General features: G+C 53.9%; 22 protein-coding genes and 1 pseudogene. 14 read left to right on the forward strand and 9 right to left on the reverse strand.

Annotated features, from left to right (window positions below):
• The first annotated feature begins 1 nt into the window (after nt 1).
• From NL510_RS16465 to lipA, 3 genes are all read left to right on the forward strand, one after another.
• The gene (locus NL510_RS16465; RefSeq protein ID WP_301308567.1) at nt 2-1,216 is read left to right on the forward strand and encodes an IS91 family transposase; all 1,215 of its coding nucleotides are present in this window, start codon (nt 2-4) and stop codon (nt 1,214-1,216) included.
• Nucleotides 1,217-1,427: 211 nt separating this feature from the next.
• Nucleotides 1,428-2,381, forward strand: a complete 954-nt coding sequence (locus NL510_RS16470) for a YbeF family transcriptional regulator (RefSeq protein ID WP_253378203.1) — start codon at nt 1,428-1,430, stop codon at nt 2,379-2,381.
• A 206-nt stretch (nt 2,382-2,587) separates the two neighbouring features.
• Nucleotides 2,588-3,553, forward strand: coding sequence for a lipoyl synthase (lipA, locus tag NL510_RS16475; protein WP_253378212.1), 966 nt, complete (start codon nt 2,588-2,590; stop codon nt 3,551-3,553).
• 80 nt (nt 3,554-3,633) lie between these two features.
• Here the strand turns inward: lipA and tatE are convergent, their stop codons facing one another.
• Both tatE and NL510_RS16485 read right to left on the reverse strand, forming a co-directional pair.
• Nucleotides 3,634-3,837: a twin-arginine translocase subunit TatE gene (tatE, locus tag NL510_RS16480; RefSeq protein WP_253378220.1), complete on the reverse strand. Its 204-nt coding sequence runs from the start codon at nt 3,835-3,837 to the stop codon at nt 3,634-3,636.
• Nucleotides 3,838-3,962: 125 nt separating this feature from the next.
• Nucleotides 3,963-4,751 carry a deaminated glutathione amidase gene (locus NL510_RS16485; RefSeq protein WP_253378224.1) on the reverse strand — a complete coding sequence of 263 codons (789 nt, stop codon included), beginning with the start codon at nt 4,749-4,751 and terminating at the stop codon, nt 3,963-3,965.
• Between the two features lie 67 nt (nt 4,752-4,818).
• Between NL510_RS16485 and crcB the strand changes: the two genes are divergently transcribed.
• Nucleotides 4,819-5,202: a fluoride efflux transporter CrcB gene (crcB, locus tag NL510_RS16490; protein ID WP_253378226.1), complete on the forward strand. Its 384-nt coding sequence runs from the start codon at nt 4,819-4,821 to the stop codon at nt 5,200-5,202.
• 217 nt (nt 5,203-5,419) lie between these two features.
• Here crcB and cspE read toward each other — a convergent pair whose 3' ends face one another.
• Nucleotides 5,420-5,629 carry a transcription antiterminator/RNA stability regulator CspE gene (cspE, locus tag NL510_RS16495; RefSeq protein WP_000034826.1) on the reverse strand — a complete coding sequence of 70 codons (210 nt, stop codon included), beginning with the start codon at nt 5,627-5,629 and terminating at the stop codon, nt 5,420-5,422.
• Nucleotides 5,630-5,818: 189 nt separating this feature from the next.
• A complete protein-coding gene (gene pagP / locus NL510_RS16500) occupies nt 5,819-6,391 on the reverse strand; it encodes a lipid IV(A) palmitoyltransferase PagP (protein ID WP_253384970.1) in 573 nt (190 codons plus the stop codon).
• A 448-nt stretch (nt 6,392-6,839) separates the two neighbouring features.
• Between pagP and dcuC the strand changes: the two genes are divergently transcribed.
• The 7 genes from dcuC to ptsP all read left to right on the forward strand — a co-directional run bounded on the left by dcuC (nt 6,840) and on the right by ptsP (nt 15,541).
• A complete protein-coding gene (gene dcuC / locus NL510_RS16505; RefSeq protein ID WP_253378228.1) occupies nt 6,840-8,207 on the forward strand; it encodes an anaerobic C4-dicarboxylate transporter DcuC in 1,368 nt (455 codons plus the stop codon).
• Nucleotides 8,208-8,301: 94 nt separating this feature from the next.
• Nucleotides 8,302-9,111, forward strand: a complete 810-nt coding sequence (gene rna / locus NL510_RS16510) for a ribonuclease I (RefSeq protein ID WP_253378230.1) — start codon at nt 8,302-8,304, stop codon at nt 9,109-9,111.
• 173 nt (nt 9,112-9,284) lie between these two features.
• Nucleotides 9,285-9,608: a PTS fructose transporter subunit IIB gene (locus NL510_RS16515; RefSeq protein WP_253378232.1), complete on the forward strand. Its 324-nt coding sequence runs from the start codon at nt 9,285-9,287 to the stop codon at nt 9,606-9,608.
• Nucleotides 9,609-9,635: 27 nt separating this feature from the next.
• Entirely contained in the window at nt 9,636-10,886 is a 1,251-nt protein-coding gene (locus tag NL510_RS16520; protein WP_253378234.1) for a PTS fructose transporter subunit IIC, read from the forward strand.
• A gap of 11 nt (nt 10,887-10,897) precedes the next feature.
• A complete protein-coding gene (gene ypdF, locus NL510_RS16525) occupies nt 10,898-11,983 on the forward strand; it encodes an aminopeptidase (RefSeq protein ID WP_253378236.1) in 1,086 nt (361 codons plus the stop codon).
• On the forward strand, nt 11,983-13,023 hold the full coding sequence (gene ypdE / locus NL510_RS16530; RefSeq protein WP_253378238.1) for an aminopeptidase: 1,041 nt from the start codon (nt 11,983-11,985) through the stop codon (nt 13,021-13,023). The genes ypdF and ypdE overlap by 1 nt, the downstream gene beginning before the upstream one ends.
• A gap of 22 nt (nt 13,024-13,045) precedes the next feature.
• Nucleotides 13,046-15,541, forward strand: a complete 2,496-nt coding sequence (gene ptsP / locus NL510_RS16535; RefSeq protein ID WP_253378240.1) for a phosphoenolpyruvate--protein phosphotransferase — start codon at nt 13,046-13,048, stop codon at nt 15,539-15,541.
• 3 nt (nt 15,542-15,544) lie between these two features.
• Here the strand turns inward: ptsP and NL510_RS16540 are convergent, their stop codons facing one another.
• A complete protein-coding gene (locus NL510_RS16540; RefSeq protein WP_253378242.1) occupies nt 15,545-16,390 on the reverse strand; it encodes a helix-turn-helix transcriptional regulator in 846 nt (281 codons plus the stop codon).
• 11 nt (nt 16,391-16,401) lie between these two features.
• Nucleotides 16,402-17,013, reverse strand: a pseudogene (locus NL510_RS16545) (flavin reductase family protein); the annotation flags it as partial.
• A 265-nt stretch (nt 17,014-17,278) separates the two neighbouring features.
• Between NL510_RS16545 and rnk the strand changes: the two are divergent.
• Nucleotides 17,279-17,689 (forward strand): nucleoside diphosphate kinase regulator, encoded by a 411-nt coding sequence (rnk, locus tag NL510_RS16550; RefSeq protein WP_253378244.1) that lies wholly within the window; start codon nt 17,279-17,281, stop codon nt 17,687-17,689.
• A 71-nt stretch (nt 17,690-17,760) separates the two neighbouring features.
• On the opposite strand, the gene NL510_RS16555 is transcribed toward rnk, so the two are convergent.
• Nucleotides 17,761-18,999 (reverse strand): zinc-dependent alcohol dehydrogenase, encoded by a 1,239-nt coding sequence (locus NL510_RS16555; RefSeq protein ID WP_253378247.1) that lies wholly within the window; start codon nt 18,997-18,999, stop codon nt 17,761-17,763.
• 180 nt (nt 19,000-19,179) lie between these two features.
• On the opposite strand from NL510_RS16555, the gene uspG reads away from it, so the two are divergent.
• Complete coding sequence (uspG, locus tag NL510_RS16560) at nt 19,180-19,608, forward strand: universal stress protein UspG (RefSeq protein WP_253378248.1); 429 nt, start codon at nt 19,180-19,182, stop codon at nt 19,606-19,608.
• Between the two features lie 61 nt (nt 19,609-19,669).
• Here the strand turns inward: uspG and ahpF are convergent, their stop codons facing one another.
• Together ahpF and ahpC are read right to left on the reverse strand one after the other, a co-directional pair.
• On the reverse strand, nt 19,670-21,235 hold the full coding sequence (gene ahpF / locus NL510_RS16565; protein ID WP_253378250.1) for an alkyl hydroperoxide reductase subunit F: 1,566 nt from the start codon (nt 21,233-21,235) through the stop codon (nt 19,670-19,672).
• Nucleotides 21,236-21,362: 127 nt separating this feature from the next.
• A complete protein-coding gene (gene ahpC / locus NL510_RS16570; protein ID WP_032638815.1) occupies nt 21,363-21,926 on the reverse strand; it encodes an alkyl hydroperoxide reductase subunit C in 564 nt (187 codons plus the stop codon).
• Between the two features lie 638 nt (nt 21,927-22,564).
• Between ahpC and citR the strand changes: the two genes are divergently transcribed.
• Nucleotides 22,565-23,464, forward strand: a complete 900-nt coding sequence (gene citR / locus NL510_RS16575) for a DNA-binding transcriptional repressor CitR (protein ID WP_253378252.1) — start codon at nt 22,565-22,567, stop codon at nt 23,462-23,464.
• Nucleotides 23,465-23,508: the final 44 nt, after the last annotated feature.

Here is a 23,508-nt window from a genome sequence, read left to right on the forward strand (position 1 = left end):
CATGTATATCCCGCGCCCCGCAAAGCTGCTGTTCACCACTGATGACGGCTGGAACAGGTATATGGATAAACACGGTGACACCCTCAGCCCGTGGACCGTTCTCTGTGTCGAGCGCATGCTCGCCTGCGGCACTGCTGCCATGGGGGTGAAGCGATACTGCTGCGCCTCCCCGGACTGTACACATTCCCGCTTCTTCTGCCAGACCTGTAAATCAAAAGGCTGCAGCTCGTGTGGACATAAAGCCACGGAACAGTGGATTACAGAGCAACAGCATATTCTGCCCGACTGTGACTGGCAGCACATCACCTTCACCATGCCCCACCTGCTGTGGCCCTTCTTCAACAGCAACTGGCCCCTTCTCAATGCACTGTTCCGGGCAGCCACCCGGGCCATACTCCGGTGGACCCGCAAACAGGGCGTGGAGGTCGGTATCTTCTGCGCCCTGCATACGTACGGCAGACAACTTAACCAGCATCCGCACATCCACCTCTCCGTTACCCGCGGCGGGCTTGATATTAAACACGGCGTATGGCGCGACCTCTTCTTTAAGAAGCATGCCGTGGAGGAAATCTGGCGCGGAGCCGTCATCCGGCTGCTGCGCCACAGTTATGACCTGATTAATCCCGGCAGCCTGCCGGGGCTGGGCCATATCCGCGATAAAACTCAGTGGCAGCGGTATCTGCAGGCGCAGTACGGACGCCGATGGAAGGTTCACTTTGCGAAGAAAACAAAAGGCGCATGGCGAAGCGTCAAATACCTCGGGCGCTACCTGAAGCGCCCGCCGGTATCGGCGGCGAAGCTCAGGCACTACAGCGCCGGCGCGGTGGTGCACCACTATTACGACCATCGTACGCAGCAGTACCGGCAGCAGACGCTGACCCAGGAGGAGATGATCGGACGCTATATCAGTCATATCCCGGAGAAGCATTTTAAGATGGTGCGTTACTACGGCTTCCTGTCTAACCGTAAACGGGGCACCTTGCTGCCGAAGGTGTATGCAGCCCTGGGGATGGAAGCGCGGAAAAAACCGGAACAGCCCGGCTTCGCCGCGCTGATGAAAGAATTTCTGCGCACGGATCCGTACAAATGCCTTCTGTGCGGGACCCGGCTGCGCTTTGTCAGCGCTCAGGCCGGGAGGCACGCCACGGAGTTAGTGGCAGAAAGGCAGCATAAAATCGACCGGAAACGATGGCTTCAGGAACAGACTGCGGGATAAGTGCATCTGAAAAACGGCTTTCAGGTTAAAAACGCGCCGAAAGAGCCATTTTATGGCCATAACATTCCCGATGGCACATCATTACTGCATTGCAGACACTGCTGTTCATGGTCAGGAAATTTTTTAAAACGATGATTCATTTTCCTAACCATCAAGCATAATAAATAAATTCAACTATCATTCATATTGTGAATGAATACGGAGTGAAAGCGTGGAGTCGAATAATTTACTAGCCAAACGCCTGAATGAACCCAGTGGCGAAGACAAGCCGCAAATTTTTCGGACTTTACGTAATATTGATCTCAATTTATTGACTATTTTTGAGGCAGTATATGTCCACAAGGGTATTGTTAACGCTGCGAAAATTCTTAATCTAACGCCCTCAGCAATAAGCCAGTCAATTCAAAAATTACGCGCAATATTTCCCGATCCCTTATTCATTCGCAAAGGCCAGGGGGTGACCCCGACCGCCTATGCGACACACCTTCACGAGTACATCAGCCAGGGGCTGGAATCTATTCTGGGCGCGCTGGACCTTACCGGAAGCTACGATAAACAGCGGACGATTACTATTGGTTGCACCCCTTCTGTCGGCGTGCTGGTGATGCCAGCTATTTTCCAGGCGGTAAAACAGCATCTCCCCCAGCTCTTGTTGCGCAATGTACCCCTGAGTGAACCTGAGGTACAGCTTGCTCAGTTCCAGACCGACCTGATTATTGACAGCAGCAACTTTAATGCCAGGGCCCTGGGGCAAAATGTTCTTTATGCTGACAGTCTGGTGCTGGTTTGCCGCCAACAGCATCCGGCACTCAGTGAGCCATTAACCATTGAAAATCTGCGTAACTACGATCACTCTTCCTTCATGACTGAAGGTCAGTCGCAGACTGCGCTGCGCCAGCGTATTGATGAGATCTTCCCGGAGCGTCAAATAAGCTTCAGCAGTTACAATATGTTTACCACTGCATCCCTGATTGGCAGTAGCGATATGCTGTGCATTATGCCTTCACGCCTGTACACTCTGCTGCGCAAATGCTGGCTGCTGCAGAGCATACCGCTCGGCCAGCTTAATGCTGAATCTATCGAAATTTCACTGCATTACAATAAACTCAGCCTGCGCGATCCGGTGCTGGAGAACGTTATCAACGTCATCCGCCAGGCCTTCTGACGTCGTGACTCCGCACAAGCCCTGCCGACCGCAGGGCAAAAGGCACAAACCAACAACTATTTTACAAATTGGCGACCTGGCAGGCTGCTTTAAGGCCCCTTTCAATGGTATACTGCCTGTCACTCGTTCAAAAATAGTTGATAAATACAATATTCCCTTGAACTGAAACGCTTTCCTTCGATATTCGCAACTGGAACACGCACGCTATGAGTAAACCCATTGTGATGGAACGCGGTGTAAAATACCGCGATGCCGATAAAATGGCCCTTATCCCGGTTAAAAACGTGGCTACAGAGCGCGAAGCGCTGTTAAGAAAACCGGAATGGATGAAAATCAAACTTCCGGCAGACTCTTCGCGTATCCAGGGGATCAAAGCAGCGATGCGCAAGAATGGTCTTCACTCCGTTTGTGAAGAAGCCTCTTGTCCGAACCTTGCTGAATGTTTCAACCACGGCACCGCCACCTTTATGATTCTGGGCGCCATTTGCACCCGCCGCTGCCCGTTCTGCGACGTGGCACATGGTCGGCCGATCGCGCCAGACGCAAACGAGCCGCAAAAACTGGCGCAGACGATTGCCGATATGGGGCTGCGTTATGTGGTTATCACCTCCGTTGACCGCGATGACCTGCGTGATGGCGGCGCTCAACACTTCGCAGACTGCATTACCGCCATTCGCGAGAAAAGCCCTGCCATTAAGATTGAGACGCTGGTTCCAGACTTCCGTGGCCGTATGGACCGCGCTCTGGACATTCTCACCGCTACGCCGCCGGATGTGTTTAACCACAATCTGGAAAACGTGCCGCGCGTTTATCGTCAGGTGCGCCCGGGTGCTGACTATAACTGGTCGCTGAAACTGCTGGAGCGCTTTAAAGAAGCCCATCCGCATATTCCTACCAAGTCTGGCTTGATGGTGGGTCTTGGTGAAACGAATGCCGAAATCATTGAAGTAATGCGCGACCTGCGCCGCCACGGTGTGACTATGCTAACGCTCGGGCAGTATCTGCAGCCTAGCCGCCACCACCTGCCGGTGCAACGCTATGTGAGCCCGGATGAGTTCGATGAGATGAAAGCCGAAGCGATGGCAATGGGCTTCACCCACGCTGCTTGCGGTCCATTTGTTCGCTCTTCCTACCATGCCGACATGCAGGCGAAAGGCGAAGAAGTGAAATGATGCTGTAATATTCATTTACAGATATACAAAAAAACCGGCTTCCTGAGCCGGTTTTTTTCGCACGCCCGCAGGTATTGCCGTTACTCTTTGTGCGAAAGCTTCTCGGCAGGAACGACATCTTCGGCGCCTTTCTTCGCAGCCGCGTCATCATCATTCATCGCTTTCTTAAAGCCTTTAATGGCGGCACCCAGGTCACCGCCCAGCGTGCGTAACTTCTTCGTACCAAACAGCAGGACGACCAGTGCGGCAACCACCAGCAGTTTGGTAATACTAATCTCACCCATAGATACCTTCTTTACATAAACAGGCTGCATTCAGCGCCAAAAATCCGATCGTATTAACGGTCATTTGACGCGTGCACACAATAGCAATCTGTAACAAGGTGAATCAAGCATTGTTGAAAAAAACATCACAACAATTGCGGTGGCGCAAATCGGCGGTTGCGCAAAACAGGCAATTGCTGACGCGCGAGCGTGATCCTCTCTGAATCGATCTCCGCCATCAACAGAGCCGGAGCTTCCGCCGCCGCCGCAATGGTCACGCCAAGCGGGTCAACCACTCTGCTCTGCCCGATATTTTTAGTGCCACACTCCCCTGCCGCCAACAGATAACAGGTAGTGTCCAGCGCGCGTGCTGACAATAGCGTCGTCCAGTGATGCTCTTTTAACGGCCCTTTCACCCAGGCGGCGGGTAATACCAGTACATCCGCCCCCTGCAGCGCCAGGCTAAGCGCCAGTTCCGGAAAACGCAGATCGTAGCAGGTCATCAGGCCGACCTTAAAACCCTCCACATTCACAAGCGCAGGGACGCTATTTCCAGGGTCGACGCGCCTGGACTCCTGAATGCTGAACGCATCATAGAGATGAAGCTTCGCATAGTGGGCGATAATGACGCCCTTGCGCAAGACCACCAGCGTGTTTGTCGCCCGTCCGGGCGCAGAAGGAACGTGGACGGTCAGAACGGTGGTCATGGAATTCCCGCGGCTCTCCTGGCAAAGCATACCTAAAAAGGCCCCGTCCAGCGGCTGTGCAGACGTTACCGGGAGTGTGGGATTGTTGTCATCCCGCGCCAGTAAGGCCTCCGGCAGGACCAGCAACGATGCGCCCTTCTGCCGGGCCTCGGCCATCAGGGCGATGCATTTACGGGCATTCACCTGCCATTCGGGCGTCACCGCAAACTGACCTATCGCAACATACATATTTGTCCCCTCAACAAAAACAGCGTTACACTCAACGGTTATACACATCAGATAGCAGGTATTTAGCGTGATACAACTACTTTTAGCCGTTTTTATCGGTGGAGGCACGGGTAGCGTTGCGCGGTGGCTCTTGAGTATGCGGTTTAACCCTTTGCACCAGGCGATCCCCCTGGGAACGCTGGCAGCAAACTTAACGGGTGCTTTTATTATAGGCATGGGTCTGGCCTGGTTTAATCGCATGCCCCATATCGACCCTATGTGGAAACTCCTGATCACCACGGGATTCTGCGGCGGCTTAACCACCTTTTCAACCTTTTCGGCTGAGGTCGTTTTTCTGCTTCAGGAGGGCCGTATCGGCTGGGCGTTTATCAACGTTGCGTTAAATTTGTTCGGCTCGTTTATGATGACGGGGATCGCATTTTGGCTATTTTCTTCAGCCAGCGCCCAATGACGAGCAGGCGTTAATGTTGGCTTAATTTTTCTCTGTCACGCTGAAGGCAATACTGAATGAGGGTGACAGAATGAAAGAGAGTTTGATGAACGCGGGGATGGTGCTATTAAGCGTACTGATTATCGCCAGTTTTCTGAAAATATATCTGCTAAGCTGATTAAGGTCAAAAAAACCCGCTCAGTGAGCGGGTTTTGAAATTCTTGCTGACGCGCCTGAATTACAGAGCGGTTACGTTAGCAGCAGAAGGGCCTTTGGCACCGTTAGTGATTTCAAACTCAACGCGCTGACCTTCAGCCAGGGTTTTGAAACCATTGGTCTGGATTGCAGAGAAGTGTACGAACACGTCTTTGCTGCCATCTTCAGGAGTAATGAAACCGAATCCTTTGGACTCATTAAACCACTTAACGTTACCTTTAATCTTAGACATCAAAATTACCTTTACATTAAAAAACGACACAAATGCTGTGTCGGTATCAGTACACCAATTGCGGGACCTTTTGTCCAGCGGTTCTTTGATAAAAAGTGACAAAAGTCGCGTTAATTTTTGCCAATGGATTTTTATCCTTGACGATCGCGCCGCTGTACATTTTATCGCCAGAAGACAATGCCTTTGCAGTTAAAACTGAAAGCGCATCCAGGCGAAGTAAACGTTACCGTTATTGTAGGTTCCTGGAATGTAGGTCATCTGGAACGTTGCCGGGCCATAGCCAACTGAAGCCAACGGCAGCAGCACCGGAACCGGAATGTACTTCCAGTTGTCTCGCGCAGTGAAGCCCGCCGTGTAACCCAACCCCACACGGAAGTTATCGTCGGCTAGCGGACGCCAGGTTTTCTCCCAACCGTAACCGCCAATAGGCTCCCACTTGTTGTAAGAGTCTTTGAAGGCCATCAGATAGAGGCCGTGCCAGTTCCCTTTGTCATCCCAACGGGATTGACCAAAACCCGCCCCCCATGGACGCTCGTTGTAGCGGTCGGTTTTTTCTTTATCATAGGCAAAACGGGCGTGCCACGTAATCGCAGGAATATAGAGGTCGTAATGTTCAGGCTCCTTCCAGGTTTGCGCGACATTATCGGTAAAGGTTGAGAACCATCCTTTATTCGCCGCGCTGTCCCCAGCTCGTGCAGCAGAAGAGAACATTAACTGCCCAAAAATAAACACTAAAATCAGACCAAATTTATTACGTACCATCACAATGCAATTACCATTCTTTGTATTCAAGGCAAAGTTTACGCGAAAATACTTGAATGAATGCTTAACGGCATCAGCGTTTCTCCTAATTAATCAGCTACTTTCCGGGAATTATCCGAGAAGATAATCTCTGCGAGTCTGAATAAGCAGTGTGAAGCCAGGCGCCAGCCAATAACCATGGTAATACCATGCCTTCTTTTCCTGCGAAGGCGTTTGACAAACCAAAAATCAACAATTCATTACCATTAAAATAACATATACTGTTTTTTAGCCCGTCAACTTCGACAGGACATCATTGCCCTCTCAATGGCAAAATATCGTTGGCATCAATTTTAGTCGTCTATTTATTGATTTTAATCAGCAAGGACTGACCATTAATTAGGCACATTCTCACCCTTCTTTTTTATTGCTTTTTGTGCTCTCGGGCAGCAAGGTTACAGGGGAAATCATGCTTACGTTTATCGAACTCCTTATCGGAGTCGTCGTCATCGTCGGTGTAGCACGCTACATCATAAAAGGGTATTCCGCCACGGGAGTGTTATTCGTCGGCGGTCTGACGCTACTCATTATTAGTGCGCTAATGGGCCACCAGGTATTGCCTGCCAGCGAAACCAGCACTGGCTATACCGCCACCGACATCGTTGAGTACATTAAGATTCTGCTAATGAGCCGCGGCGGTGACCTCGGCATGATGATCATGATGTTGTGCGGTTTCGCGGCCTATATGACCCACATCGGCGCCAACGATATGGTTGTTAAGCTGGCATCTAAACCTCTGCAATATATTAACTCCCCTTATCTCCTGATGGTTGCAGCCTACTTCCTCGCCTGTCTGATGTCTCTGGCCGTTTCGTCGGCAACGGGCCTCGGCGTACTGTTAATGGCGACCCTGTTCCCGGTTATGGTTAACGTGGGCATTAGCCGTGGGGCTGCGGCGGCCATCTGTGCGTCTCCGGCAGCAATTATTCTTTCGCCTACCTCCGGTGACGTTGTACTGGCAGCCAAGGCCGCAGAAATGTCGCTGATCGATTTTGCCTTTAAAACCACACTGCCTATCTCCATCATGGCTATAGTGGGCATGGGCATCGCCCACTTCTTCTGGCAGCGCTATCTGGACAATAAAGAGAACATCAGCCACGAGATGATGGACGTAAGTGAAATCACTACCACCGCGCCGTCGTCCTATTCCATTCTGCCGTTCACCCCTATCCTTGGCGTGCTTATCTTTGACGGCAAATGGGGTCCGCAGCTGCACATCATCACGATCCTGGTGATTTGTATGCTGCTGACGGCTATTCTGGAGTTTGTGCGCGGCTTCAACACCCAGAAGGTATTCTCCGGGCTGGAAGTGGCCTATCGCGGCATGGCGGATGCCTTTGCCAGCGTGGTGATGCTGCTGGTTGCGGCGGGCGTCTTTGCCCAGGGCCTGAGCACCATCGGCTTTATCCAGAGCCTGATTTCAATCGCAACCTCCTTCGGCTCCGCCAGTATTATCCTGATGCTGGTTCTGGTGATACTGACCATGCTGGCGGCCATGACCACCGGATCCGGTAACGCACCGTTCTACGCTTTCGTTGAGATGATCCCTAAACTGGCTCACTCATCGGGGATTAACCCGGCTTACCTGTCCATTCCGATGCTGCAGGCATCAAACCTTGGTCGTACCATTTCTCCGGTCTCCGGCGTGGTGGTTGCGGTCGCCGGGATGGCAAAAATCTCGCCGTTTGAAGTGGTTAAACGTACCTCCGTCCCCGTTCTGGTTGGGCTCGTCATTGTGATTATCGCTACGGAAGTGCTGGTTCCCGGCGCGGCCTGAGTGAAATTAATGCTATCAGGAAAGCGCCTGCAGGCGCTTTCTGTGCTTTACTATCGTCCAGAAATTTATCCTATTCAGTCGATCGGGAAATCAAATGTTCAGGAAGGATATCGTTATTCCATCTGGCGCGATGGCGCTTGCACTCTTTGTATTCGCCGCACAGGCAGACGCTCTTAAGGCTACGCAATATGGCGATTTCGATCGCTACGTGCTGGCCCTCTCCTGGCAGACCGGTTTTTGCCAGAGCATGGTCGAGCGTAACCGCAACGAACCCGACGAGTGTCGTTTGCAAAAAGAGAGTAACAACAAAACGGATTTTCTGACCGTTCACGGGCTATGGCCAGGGCTGCCAAAATCAGTCGCCGCCCGTGGCGTAGATGAACGCCGTTGGATGCGCTTCGGCTGCGCCACGCGGCCAATCCCCAATATGCCGGAAGCGAAAGCCAGCCGTAAATGCTCTGCAGCCGAAACCGGGCTCTCTCTGTCCGGTGCCGCCAGGCTGAACAGCGTTATGCCCGGCGCAGGCGGGAATTCCTGCCTCGATCGCTATGAATATGCCAAACATGCCGTCTGCTTTGGATTTGATCCTGATGCTTACTTCGGCACCATGGTGCGGATGAATCAGGAGGTAAAACGTAGCGCGGTGGGTAAATTGCTGGCGGATAATTACGGTAAAACCGTTAGCCGCCGGGATTTTGACAGCGCGGTTGCCGAAAGCTTTGGCAAACAGAGCGTCAAAGCGTTCAAACTCACCTGCCATGGCAATCCGGCGTATCTGACCGAAATGCAGATTTCACTTAAAGCCGACACCATCAACGCTCCCCTCTCTGCGACATCCTTCGCCCCGCAGCCCCGGCCGGGCAACTGCGGCAAGCAGTTTGTCATCGATAAAGTCGGGTATTGATCCCCTGCCGGGCCGCTGCTGGCCCGGCATTCCATTTATTTCTGTTATATGACGATACCCATCACACTTCCGCTCACCTGCATCAAAAATCCAGCTATTGCATCATTTATCCGGTAAACAGCCCTGAAACCTCCCCGCCATAATCGCGGAGTCAATTACAGGAGGAATTTCACATGGCTAAGAAACTGATTGCACTGTGCGCATGCCCAATGGGACTGGCGCATACCTTTATGGCCGCTCAGGCGCTGGAAGATGCCGCCCTCGACGCTGGCTATGACGTCAAAATTGAAACCCAGGGCGCAGACGGGATCCAGAATCGCTTAACGGCGGAAGATATCGCCAGCGCAGACATTATCATCCACGCCATTGCCATTACCCCGGAAGACAACGAGCGATTTGAAACACGCGACGTCTACGAAATCACGCTTCAGGACGCCATCAAAAATGCGGCAGGCACCCTGAAAGAGATCGAAGAGATGATGGCTGCAGAACAATAATAATCGTCACACTCAGGGGTTTTCGTCATGGCAATTAAAAAACGCACTGCGGTTCACCCGGTACGTCATGAGGGGGATACGCTCGCAATCAAACCTGCGCCCACCCTAACAGGCAATGCTTTCTGGCAAGCGCTTCCTCAACACATTATGTCGGGTATTTCCCGTATGGTGCCGACGCTCATTATGGGCGGGGTGATCCTCGCTATTTCACAGCTGATCGCCTACGTCTGGCTGAAAATCCCGCCGGATACCGGCATTATGGAGGCGCTGAACTCGGGCAAATTCACCGGGTTTACCCTTTCAGTGTTGAAATTTGGTTATCTGACCGAATCCTTCGGCGGACTGCTGTTCAGCTTCGCGATCCCGATGTTTTCGGCCTTTGTGGCCAACTCCATTGGCGGTAAGCTGGCCTTCCCGGCCGGATTTATTGGCGGACTGGTGGCGACACAGCCCACGCAGGTACTGAATTTCAGTCCGGAAAAACTGACCTGGCTTGCGACAAAACCCGTTCCCTCCACCTTTATTGGCGCGCTGATCATCGCCATCGCCGCAGGCTATCTGGTGAAAGCGTTAAATTCCCGCATTAACCTGCCGCACTATCTGCTGGCCTTTAAAAGCACCTTCCTGATCCCAATCCTTTCCGCCCTGTTCGTGATGCTGGCGATGTACTACGTCATTACCCCGATTGGCGGCTGGTTAAACGCAGGTATGCGTGCCCTGCTGCTCGCGGCGGGCCAGGCCGGTTCGATGATGTATGCCATCGGCATGGCCGCCGCGACGGCGATTGATCTCGGTGGGCCCATCAACAAGGCAGCCGGTTTTGTCGGGCTGGGGTTAACCACCGATCGCGTACTGCCGATTACCTCGCGCGCCGTGGCGATCGTCATTCCACCGATTGGCCTTGGCCTGGCGACGCTTATCGATCACCGCCTGACCGGAAAACGCCTGTTCAGCCCGCAGCTCTATCCGCAGGGTAAAACCGCGATGTTCCTCGCGTTTATGGGGATCAGCGAAGGGGCAATCCCTTTCCTGCTGGAAAACCCACTCGCTACGCTGCCCGCTTACATGATCGGTGCAATTGCCGGGGCGATGACCGCCACCGCGCTGGGTGCCGTCCAGTGGTTCCCGGAATCCGCCATCTGGGCGTGGCCGCTGGTGACCAATCTGGGGGCCTATATGCTCAGCATTCTGGTCGGCGCGGTCATTACCGCGCTGCTGGTGGTAACTATCCGCCACAACATGCATAAGCGCGGAAAACTCACCATCGATACGCTGTAACGGAGTCAACGATGGATTTACTGACAACGCTTCGCCACTGGCTGGCAGAGGAAAATCTCGATGGCGTGTTAATCGCCTCGCGTCAGAACAAACAATCCCACCTGGGTATGGCAACCGGGTCGGGGTACGTGCTGGTGACGCGAGCGCACGCCCATATCCTCGTCGATTTCCGCTATTTCAGCGATATCGCCTCACGCGTAGTGGGCTACCAGATGCATCTGCTCGATATCGCCACCCCCTTTGCCGTGGCGGTAAACCGAATTATTACCGATGAACATCTCGCCACTTTGGGGTTTGAAGGCGAGCATGTGAGCTGGCAAACCGGCATGCAGTGGGGTGATACGTTAAAGACGACGCTGCGGGGTATCTCCCTGGATGCGCTCCGGCAGATAAAAACGGTGGACGAAATCGCCCGTATCCGCGCGGCCTGCGGCATTGCCGACAGCGCTGCGCAGCATATCCGGCGCTTTATTCAGCCCGGCATGCGCGAGCGCGAGGTGGCGGCTGAGCTGGAGTGGTACATGAAGCAGCAAGGGGCTGATAACCCCGCTTTCGACACCATCGTTGCCAGCGGGCACCGTGGCGCGCTACCGCACGGCAAAGCTACTGACAAGGTCATCGCCCCAGGAGAGCTTGTTACCGTCGATTTTGGCGCGCAACGTCAGGGATACTGCTCGGATATGACGAGAACATTCCTCGTCGCCGGGCACCCTCGCGCGCCAGATAAACATCCCCTTTATGCGGTCTACCAGATCGTACTGGAAGCGCAGCTTGCCGCCCTCCGGGCTATCCGGCCAGGCATTCCCTGCCATCAGGTGGACAATGCCGCACGCCGGGTCATTGAGAACGCGGGCTACGGCCCACATTTTGGCCACAATACCGGGCATGCCATCGGTATTGAGGTCCATGAAAATCCAAGATTTTCACCCACCGACGCAACGCTTATCCAGCCCGGCATGCTATTAACCGTCGAACCCGGTATTTATCTTGCAGGCCAGGGCGGCGTGAGAATTGAAGATATGGTTCTGGTGACCGAAACGGGTGCTGAAGTGCTCTACACCATGGATAAATCGCTGCTACTGACGGGAGAGCGCTGATGGACAAAGAATTACTGCGCGCATTGAGCGAGGCTGACGCGATTGCCGCCTCGGAGCAGGAGGTGCGCGACATTATGATCGCGCAGGCGCATAAATACCACAAAGAGGTCCAGTTTGACCGCCTCGGCTCCGTGCTCATCCGCGTTAACCAGAGTACCGGGCCGAAGGTGATGGTTTGCGCGCATATGGATGAGGTTGGCTTTATGGTGCGCAGCATATCCCGTGAGGGCGCGATCGATGTGCTGCCGATTGGCAATGTGCGCATGATGGCACGCACGCTTCAGCCGGTTCGCATCACCACGCGCGCCGGGGTTAAAATCCACGGTCTGCTGGATGGCGAGGTTAAAGGCGACACCGTAAGTAACCTGCGTGTGGACATCGGCGCCACCTCAGCAGAAGAGGTGTTTGCCAGCGGTATAGATGCAGGCGACCGCGTAACCTTTGATACTCCTTTTAATCCTCTGCCCCATCACCGGGTGATGGGCAAAGCCTTTGACGATCGCCTCGGCTGTTATCTGTTGGTGACCCTGCTACGCGAGCTACACCACACGCCGCTCGACTGCGAACTGTGGCTGGTGGCCAGCTCCAGCGAAGAGGTTGGCCTGCGCGGCGGACAAACCACCGCGCGCATCATGACCCCTGACCTTGCGCTGGTGCTTGATACCGCCTGCTGGTCAAACAACTTTGATTACGGCAACGCCAACCACCGCCAGATCGGCAAGGGGCCAATGCTGGTACTGTACGACAAAACGCTCATCGCCTCGCCAAAATTAACGGCGTTAATTGAAAACGTGGCGCGCTCGTTGGGTATCCCCTTACAGAAAGATATGTTCAGCAATGGCGGAACCGACGGCGGCGCTATCCATCTTACCGGCGCGGGTATCCCGACGGTGGTGCTTGGTCCACCGACCCGACACGGGCACTGCGCGGCCTCTATCGCCGACGAAAAAGACATTGATGACACCCATCAACTGCTTGTTGCCCTGGCGGCGTGTATCGATCGTGAGACCGTCGCTCACCTGACGGACTTCAGGTGCTGACCTCACGCGCACAGGAGAAAGTATGCTTTCGATTGAGTTTTTCTGCCCACTGCCCAACGGCCTGCACGCCCGGCCGGCCTGGGCGTTAAAGGAACAGTGCAGCGCATGGCGCAGCGATATTCGTTTTATCAATAAACGCCTGAACACCCATGCGGACGGCAAAAGTTCGCTGGCGCTGATCAGTACCGGCACGCTGTTTAACGACAGTTGCGTGCTGGAGATCGCCGGGAGCGACCAGGAGCAGGCCAGACGTGCTCTTGAGCAGTATATCAATACGGCATTGATCGACAGCGACAGCATTCCATCTGGCGACGCGCCACACATCGCCCATCCCCTGCCCCGCTCGCTGGTGCGACTCAATCCGCAGTTACAGCATGCCATCACGCTTGCCAGCGGAATCGCTGCCGGGACGTTGCGGGGATGGCAGAACGATAATCTGCAGCGCTACCGCCAGAATCCGGCCACGCCTGAGGATAGTATGCGCCTGGAGCACAGCCTGGCGACGCTTGCGGAGCAGCTTAACCAGCGCCTGCGCGGACTGGACGGTGAGAGTAAAACCATTATCAGCGCCCATTTGTCACTGATTCAGGATGAGGAGTTTGGCGGCAATATTCGCCGTCTGATGCGCGAGGCGCGGCTGAGCCTCGCCCAGGCCATCATTCGCAATATGGAGCAGATCTGCAATAAGCTCTCGCTCTCGGCCAGCGACTACCTGCGCGAGCGCGTCAGCGACATTCGCGACATTAGCGAGCAGTTGTTGAGCATCACCTGGCCGGCGCTGCAGCCTGCCCTGACATTTTCCCTGGACGCCCCCACCATTCTGGTGGCGGAAGATATAACCCCCAGCCAGTTTTTGAGCCTCGATATCCGCCACTTAAAAGGGATGGTGCTGGAAAAAACGGGCCGCACATCGCACACCTTAATTCTGGCCCGTGCCGCCTCTATCCCGGTACTGAGTGGTTTAACCGTCTCCTCTCTCGTGCCCTTTATCGGTAAAGCGGCGATCCTGGATGGCGTCTGCAGCGTGCTGGTGCTGGAACCCGACATCGCCGTTAACCACTACTACAGCGTGGCACAACGCCTTGCGGACAAGCGCCATCAGCAGCAAATCCAGGCGGCGGCGCTACCGGCGCTCACCCGGGATAATGTGTCAGTGGATATCGCGGCCAATATCGGCAGCGCGCTGGAAGCGCCCGGCGCATTCGCCAATGGCGCACAGGGTGTTGGTCTGTTTCGGACCGAAATGCTCTATATGGACAGGGACACCGCGCCGGACGAACAGGAACAATTTGAGGCCTATCAACAGGTGCTGCTCTCCGCCCAGGGTAAGCCCGTCATCTTCCGAACCATGGATATTGGCGGTGATAAGCAGATCCCCTACCTCTCTATTGCGCCGGAAGAGAACCCGTTTCTCGGTTATCGTGCGGTGCGTATTTATCCTGAGTTTGTCCACCTGTTCCGCACCCAGCTTCGCGCCATTTTACGCGCAGGAGCCAGCGGCAACGCGCTATTGATGATCCCGATGGTGCACAGTCTCGATCAAATACTGTGGGTCAAACAAGAGCTGCAACAGGTACGCGAGGAGCTGACCGCAGAAGGGTTACGCCATACCACAACTCTGCCCCTGGGCATTATGGTGGAGGTGCCCTCCGTCTGCTTTATCATCGACCACTTCTGTGAGGAGGTCGATTTTTTCAGCATCGGATCCAACGACATGACCCAGTATCTTTACGCGGTCGATCGCAACAACCCGCGGGTATCTCCGCTGTACAATCCTGTTACACCGTCGTTTTTACGCATGCTGCGCCAGATTACCACCGCCGCCCATCACCATGGAAAATGGGTCGGCATCTGCGGCGAACTGGGCGGGGAACGTCGCTATCTTCCTCTGCTTTTAGGCCTCGGGATAGACGAATTAAGCATGAGCGGACCACGCATCCCGGGCGTCAAAGCGCAGGTGCGTCATCTTGAGAGCGGCGCCTGTCAGGCTCTGGCGGCGCAAGCCTGCGAGTGCCGCAGCGCGAACGAAATAGAAACGCTGCTTGCCGGCTTCACCCCCGAAGAGCCACCGCGCCCGCTGCTGGCGCTGGAAACCATCGTATTTTACGAACCGCTCACCTCAAAAGAACAGGTGCTCCAGTATCTGTGCGGTAATCTGGCTATTCTGGGGCGTACCGAGACCCCGCTGGAGCTGGAAGAAGATATCTGGCAGCGGGAAGAGATTGTCACCACCGCCGTAGGGTTTGGGGTGGCTATTCCGCATGCTAAATCACAGTGGATACGTCACTCCAGCATCAGCATAGCCCGTCTACCCAAGCCCATCGACTGGGAATCGGATATGGGCGACGTCGGGCTGGTGATTATGTTGACGCTCGGGGCAGAGGAGGGAAATAACCACGTCAAAGTGTTCTCTCAGCTAGCACGCAAGCTGGTGAACAAGGTGTTCAGGGAAGCGCTGTTCGCAGCCGATTCCCCGCAGGCTCTGCTTGACCTGCTGAATGCCGAAATCACCTTCTGACCGCTACAAAAAACGCGCGCGATATTCCCCCGGCGTCAGACCAAACTGGCGTCGGAACAGCCTGGAGAAATAGTCGCTATCAGGATAACCGCAGCGCCTCGCGACCTCGGCGACTGGCAGGTGATATTTTTGCAGGATAGTGCGTGCCTTACCCATTCGCACCCAACGGACGTAATCCACAAAACTCAGGGTTCCCTGCTGTGAAAACAGGCGTGACAGATGATTCGGGGAGAGGGTAAATAGCGCGGCGACGCTTTCGCGTGAAAGGGGTTGCGCATAGTTCTCCTGCACCCAGTGACAAATGCTTCGGTAGAGAAAATCCTTTCGCGAAATCCCCGGCTGAGGAGGGGAAGAGGCAACCTTACGGCACCAGCGCAGCAGGCTAAGAACCAGCGGCTGAATAATGTCCTGATCCTGCGCTGACGCGCTGAGATGCGTTAGCGCCATCAGCATCGCGGTACACTCCCCTCTTTCAGGATGAGGAATGTCGACCTTCTTTGCTGGCAGACCATGACCGGGGGCCTGGAACGCCAGCCCCAGCCAGGAGGGCGCAAAGACAACACTCAGCAACATTACCGGCGGTTCGAATATCGGCATAGTAGCCGCCTGGGCGGGCAAAAACAGCATCTCTCCCTGACGGATCGCCTTTTGCGCCGCAATAAGCCGGTTGCCATACACGCCGCGTAGCACCACATCTAGCCGCGGCTGTTCAAGACACAGGCTCCCGGCAGGTGGCTCAGCGAGCGTGTGAGCAAACCAGACGCGGCCCAGTTGCTGCGGGTTCAGCACCAACCCGCTGAGAAGGTCAGCAAAAAACTGCTGGTCGGCGGGAAGCCAGGCGTCGGGCATATTACCCCCCTTCGCGCGTCCGGGCGCACCAGGTCAAACCGATGCGTATCGCTGATGGCATAATAGGCCGTTGGGCCACCGGCGCGCAGGATCGGCTGAGCCTTCGCGGTCTGGTATATCCCCTCTTCCAGCAGCGTTTCGGCAATGTGGATGCCGACCACTTCCCCCAGCACCAGCCAGCTATCTACGGGCGTGCCGTCAGCGCCCGTCAGTTGGATGCACTGGGAGAGTCGGCATTCGAAGTTCACCGGGCTTTCTGCCACGCGCGGCGCGTTGATCAGTTGACTGGCAACGGGAGTTAATCCGGCAAAGGAAAATTCATCTTCGCCGTGGGGGAGCGTGACGGAGGTTTCATTCATTGCTTCAGCCAGGTCGCGCGTCGCGAGGTTCCAGACAAACTCGCCGGTTTCAGTAATGTTACGCACGCTGTCCTTCCAGCCGTTGCTGGAAAACCCCACGATCGGCGGACGGTAGTTAAAACAGTTAAAGAAGCTGTACGGCGCCAGATTCATCTGGCCGTCTTTGTCACACGAGGAGATCCAGCCAATCGGACGTGGTCCAATAATCGCGTTCAGCGGGTCATGCGGCAGGCCATGCCCCAGAGCAGGTTGGTAGAAATACATAAGATTCTCTCATTGCCCGGTGTTAAGGACACTCAGCGTAACGCAATCCGCCAAAAATGAAGACTGAATAAATTTCAGCTCAGCATCCGGCAGGCGCTTTTTTCGCCAAAAATCCCTATGACAGATGAATGTGATGTTCATCACTTCAAACCGGGTCGCGCAATGAGTATCATCAGGAGAGTTAAACCCTCGCTGCCAGACGGCGAGGGTTTTCTTTTGGATTGGTTTCTGCGTTACGCGCAGCATTAACGACATGGAGTAATAAATGTCCAGACCCACAATTATCATTAATGAACTTGACGCAGAACGTATTGACCGTCTTCTGGAAAAAGCAGAATTTGCCTCTCTGCCGGTTGCCGACGCGCTGAATGAGGAACTCGACCGGGCGCAAATGTGTACGCCAGAATCCATGCCGCATGATGTGGTCACCATGAACAGCCAGGTGAGGTTCCGTAACCTGACCACCGGCGAAGAGCTAACCCGCACGCTGGTCTACCCGGCACAAATGAGCGATAGCAGCACACAGCTTTCGGTTCTGGCACCCGTTGGGGCCGCGCTGCTGGGCTTACGCACCGGGGATACCATCCACTGGGAATTACCGGGCGGCGCGTCAACGCATCTGAAAGTACTCGCGCTGTTGTACCAGCCGGAAGCCGCAGGCGAGTACCTGCGTTAACCTCTTCCCTTTATGTTGCACAGAGGATGCGCCCGCATCCTCTTTATACAAATAGACCCTAACGCCCTGTATTACACCACCCCACCCGGAAATGCATTTACCAGGCCTTTCACTTTCTGTTCTGCTGCTTCAGGCGTGTCTGCACCGGGTACCAGAATCACCTTCCGGCACTCCTCTTCACGTTTTTCGAAAATCTTATAGGCGCGCTCCGCATCCGCGAGAGGCAGATAGTGGGTCACGATCTCCTCTGGCGTCAGCAACCCTTTTTCGATCAACGGTAACAGCTCACCCAGCCAGGCGTGGACATGAGTCTGACCCATCTTAAAGCTGATTCCCTTATCAAAGGCATCGCCAAACAGGAAGCCATGAATAAACCCGGCATAGACCCCCGGCACGCTCACCACGCCGCCGCGTCGCACGGCCGCGATGCACTGACGCAGGGCCTTACCGCTGCTGCCTTCAATCTTAAGGTTGCTGAGTATGGTTTCAGTGGTACTGCCTTTGGCCTCAAACCCTACCGCATCAATAACAGCATCGACACCGCGCTGCCCCGCCGTCTGCTCAATGATTTTTTCCGCAGCGTCGTTATCATCATCAAAATTGATGGGAATGGCGCTGTAACGGTCCCGGGCAAACTGCAGCCGGTAGGGATGGTGATCGACAACAAAAATTTGTTCCGCCCCTAACAGCCGTGCGCAGGCGATAGTCAGCAGGCCGACAGGGCCGGCGCCGAAGACGGCCACGCTCGATCCTTTTTCGATTTGCGCGTTTTTGGCCGCCTGCCAGGCGGTAGGCAAGATATCGGAAAGGAACAGCGCCTTATCATCGGAAAGCAACTGGGGCACTTTGAACGGCCCGACGTTACCTTTCGGCACGCGGACATACTCTGCTTGCCCACCCGGCACCCCGCCGTAAAGATGGCTGTAACCAAACAGCGCTGCTGGCGCAGGAATTTGCTTTTTATTCAGCGCTGCACCCTGTCCGGCGTTGGTTTTCTCGCAGGCCGCGTACTGTTGCAGACGGCAAAAGAAGCAGTCGCCACAGGCAATGACAAACGGGATCACCACCCGATCGCCCTTCTGCAAATTCTTTACATCACGCCCGCTCTCCACCACTTCGCCCATAAATTCATGACCAAAAATATCGCCGTGCTCAACCTTCGGGATCTTCCCACGATATAGATGCAGATCGGAGCCGCAAATAGCCGTAGCCGTGACGCGCAAAATAATATCGTCAGGTTGTTCAATGACAGGATCGGGAACATTATCAATACGAACATGGTGCGGACCGTGGTACGTGAGTGCTTTCATGCGACCTCCGAAAGGATGTGGGTAAGCTCCTAAAAGGGTAGCGTCCTCTGAGGATTAGCCCGTGAATATGGCCGTTTTGAGAATTATCCTGGTGAGACAAAAAGTGCAGGCGAGGCTACAGAAACCAGTAATACTTTGTGTTTGAATAGATTATGCGTTTATCAACAAGGAGAAGCGGGAATGTATCAGACAATCATTATGCCGGTTGATGTTTTCGAAATGGAACTGAGTGACAAAGCGGTACGTCACGCTGAGTTTCTGGCGCAGCAGGAGGGAATTATTCATCTTTTACACGTCCTGCCCGGCTCTGCCAGCCTGAGTCTTCACCGCTTTGCCGCCGACGTGCGCCGCTTCGAAGAGCATCTCCAGAACGAAGCCGAAACGCGCCTGCAAACCATGGCCGGGCACTTTAGCATCGACCCGGCGCGCATTAAAACCCACGTCCGTTTTGGCAGCGTGCGCGATGCCGTCAATGAACTGGCGAGCGAACTGAACGCCGACGTGGTGGTCATTGGTTCACGTAATCCTTCTATCAGCACCCACCTGTTAGGGTCGAACGCCTCCAGCGTGATCCGCCATACCCACATTCCGGTGATGGTGGTGCGATAAAAAAAAGAGGCCACCTTTCGGCGGCCTCTCGCTATTGCAGGTGTCGTCTTATTTTCTTTTTTTATGCCGTTTTGGTGCGAATCAAATAGTCAAACGCGCTGAGTGACGCTTTCGCACCTTCGCCAGTGGCGATGATGATCTGTTTGTACGGCACGGTGGTGCAGTCGCCCGCCGCAAATACGCCCTTGACGCTGGTTTCGCATTTCGCATCAATGATGATTTCGCCCATACGGTTGCGCTCAATCGCGCCTTCAAGCCATGTGGTGTTTGGCAACAGACCAATCTGCACAAAGATCCCGGATAGCGCTACGCTGTGAACATCGCCGCTTACGCGGTCGCGATATTCGATGCCGATCACTTTGCTGCCATCGCCCTTCACTTCCGTGGTCTGCGCATTCAACACGATGTCGACGTTTTTCAGGCTGCGGACTTTATCCTGCAGCACCTGATCCGCTTTCATCTCTGGCGCGAACTCCAGCAGGGTGACGTGTTCAACGATACCCGCCAGGTCGATAGCCGCTTCCACGCCGGAGTTACCGCCGCCGATTACCGCCACGCGCTTACCTTTAAACAGCGGGCCATCGCAGTGCGGGCAGTAGGTTACACCTTTGGTGCGATACTGATCTTCACCCGGCACGTTCATGTTGCGCCATTTTGCGCCGGTAGCAATGATAATACTGCGAGCTTTCAGCACCGCGCCGGAGGCCGTTTCTACCTGGTGTAACCCGCCTTCAACCGCTGCCGGAACCAGCCTGCTGGCGCTCTGACTGTCAATCACGTCCACGTCGTAATCATCGACGTGTGCCTTGAGCGCGCCCGCCAGTTTCTGGCCTTCGGTCTTCGGCACCGAGATGTAGTTTTCGATGTCTACAGTATCCAGCACCTGGCCGCCAAAGCGCTCGCCCATCAGACCGGTGCGAATGCCTTTACGTGCCGAATAAACCGCCGCCGCCGCGCCTGCCGGGCCGGAACCGACAATCAATACATCATAAGCATCACGTTTGTTCAGCGCTTCCGCCGCGCGTTTTTCTGCGCCTGTATCCACTTTAGCCACGATTTCCGTCAGGGTCATACGGCCCTGGCCAAATGCATTACCGTTCAGGTAGACCGCCGGAACGCCCATCACGTTGCGATCGGTAATTTCTTGCCCGAAGGTGCCGCCATCAATCGCTGTGTGTTTGATACGCGGGTTTAGCACCGACATCAGATTCAGCGCTTGTACCACATCCGGGCAGTTATGGCAGGAAAGCGAGTAGTACGTTTCAAATTCAAAATCGCCGTCGATATCGCGGATCTGCTCCAGCAGCGTCTGCGCCTCTTTTGACGGATGGCCACCGGTCCACAGCAGCGCCAGCACCAGTGAGGTAAATTCGTGCCCCAGCGGAGAACCGGCAAAGCGCGGGCCCTGGTCAGAGCCTGGATTAGCGATCAGGAAAGAAGGCTTACGCACTGCCAGAGCGTTATCTTCTTTGAAGGTCACTTTAGGTGACAGTTCGGCGATCTCTGCCAGCAGCGCTTTGATTTCTGCCGATTTAGCGCTGTCGTCCAGCGTTGCAATCAGCTCAACAGGTTTAGTCAGTTTCTCAAGGTACGCCCTGAGCTGGGTTTTCATGTTAGTGTCGAGCATTATTCTTCCCTCTCTAAAAACGTCATCATGCAAGCTGCCTGCTACAGGCGGCCAGAATGCAACTTGCATCATGGTGCTGAAATGAAATGGGCGCGGGTGCGCCCATTGATTACCGGATGGGCAAAACTTAGATCTTACCGACCAGGTCCAGAGATGGCGCCAGGGTCGCTTCGCCTTCTTTCCATTTCGCCGGGCACACTTCGCCTGGGTGAGAAGCGACGTACTGTGCCGCTTTCACTTTGCGCAGCAGGTCAGATGCATCACGGCCGATACCTTCAGCGGTAACTTCGATAGCCTGGATAATGCCCTGCGGGTCAACAACGAAGGTGGCACGATCGGCCAGGCCTTCATCTTCACGCATGTTGTCGAAGTTACGGGTCAGGGCGCCAGTCGGGTCGCCGATCATCGCATATTTGATTTTGGCGATGGTTTCAGAGCTGCCGTGCCACGCTTTGTGGGTGAAATGGGTGTCAGTAGAGACAGAGTAAACGTCTACGCCCAGTTTCTGCAATTCGTCGTAATGATCCGCCACGTCGCCCAGTTCGGTCGGGCAAACGAAGGTAAAATCAGCCGGATAGAAGAAGAACACGCTCCAGCGGCCTTCAGTATCTTTCTCGGTAACTTCGATGAATTCACCGTTTTTGAACGCCTGGTTTTTGAAAGGTTTAATTTTGGTGTTAATCAAAGACATCTGTACTTCCTCCGTGTTTTCGTTGAGAAGTAAGGTAACCCACTTTTACTGCAAGGGCTAATGCGTTTGCATTATCAAATCAATCAGCCATACCTTACAACCCATACAAGACAACCATGTGAACTAAATGAATGAAAAGCCCGAATGTAAAAAGGCCGCCCTAATGGGCGGCCCTGATACCTGAACTTCCCACAGGAACTTTCAGTGCCAGCTCTCACTGACGTTGCGTTGCGCTCTACCAACCTTTTTATCAAGGCCGTAACAGCGTCTTGATTACACCACCCGTGGCGGCACAGGGCAATGCGCAGAACAGGCATTCGTATCTATGGCTGTGATAGGTTTCATCAAAGAAGACTGTTGTATTGAGTGGTAACGTCTGCCGTTTATTAAATAAAAAAATGTGATAATTAAATAGCAATGCATAAACGTAACTTTTTTTATTCATATCTATTATTACTCTAAACGATAAAAATACCTTAACTCTGCTTGAAGCGCTATTTCATTAATCTCCTGCCGTGATATATTAAGTCCGCATTCAATTTAATTTAAGCGGGTAAAGCGAATGTCTGGCAAATGGTTAGCTTCGTTCTATAGTTATCAGTAATGTGCTAACCCACACGGCTTACTCAGGATAAAACATGGCAAACCTCTACGACCTTAAAAAATTTGATTTAAATCTTCTGGTGATTTTCGAGTGTATCTTTCAGCACCTGAGCATTAGCAAGGCAGCAGAAACGCTTTACATAACGCCATCAGCGGTCAGCCAATCACTGCAGCGCCTGCGAAACCAGCTTAACGACCCCCTGTTTATTCGTTCAGGCAAAGGGATCACGCCAACGACCGTAGGGACCAATCTCCATATTCACCTGGAACAAAACCTGAACCACCTCGAACAAACCATCAATATCATGCACGGTTCCTTGCTGAAGAAGAATTTTGTCATCTATTGTCCACAAATATTGACACCCCATACTTTTATCGCCCCGATGTCATTGTTAATGCAGGAGCATAATTACGAAATTGAGTTACATGATGTCCTTATCACGCCAGACTCTGCCGAGGATCTACTCGCCTACCGTAAGGCCGATCTGGTCTTCTCACTGGCCGCGGTGAACAACCGCTCGGTTGTCTGCGTTCCCTTCGTACAACACCCTGTCATTCTGGTGTGTCGTCAGGATCACCCCCGAATTAAAGAAAGTGCCACACTTGAGGACCTGCGTACCGAGAAATTCACGCGCTATCTTAGTGAGGAACCCGGAATCAAAGCGTATCAACAGAACGCTGAAGCCTGTCTGGCAGACAGAAACATTGGTTTTAGCAGCGACTCTCTCATCTCGATAACCACCATGATCGCCTCAACTGATTTGCTGGGTGCCATACCCGTGGCGCTATACGAGCAATATCGCGACGTCATGAGACTCAAAAAGATCGCCACACCCTTCACGCTTCCCACAATAAATATTTTTATGCTTTATAATCGTTCCGCGTTGACGAGCGCTATATTCGCGAAATTTATAGAACAAATTACACAAAAGTAATACTGGCTGGCTGCCTGTCGCAGCCGGTTATGCTATCAAACATT

Origin of the sequence: unidentified bacterial endosymbiont, assembly GCF_918797525.1 — a bacterium.
GTDB lineage: Bacteria > Pseudomonadota > Gammaproteobacteria > Enterobacterales > Enterobacteriaceae > Enterobacter.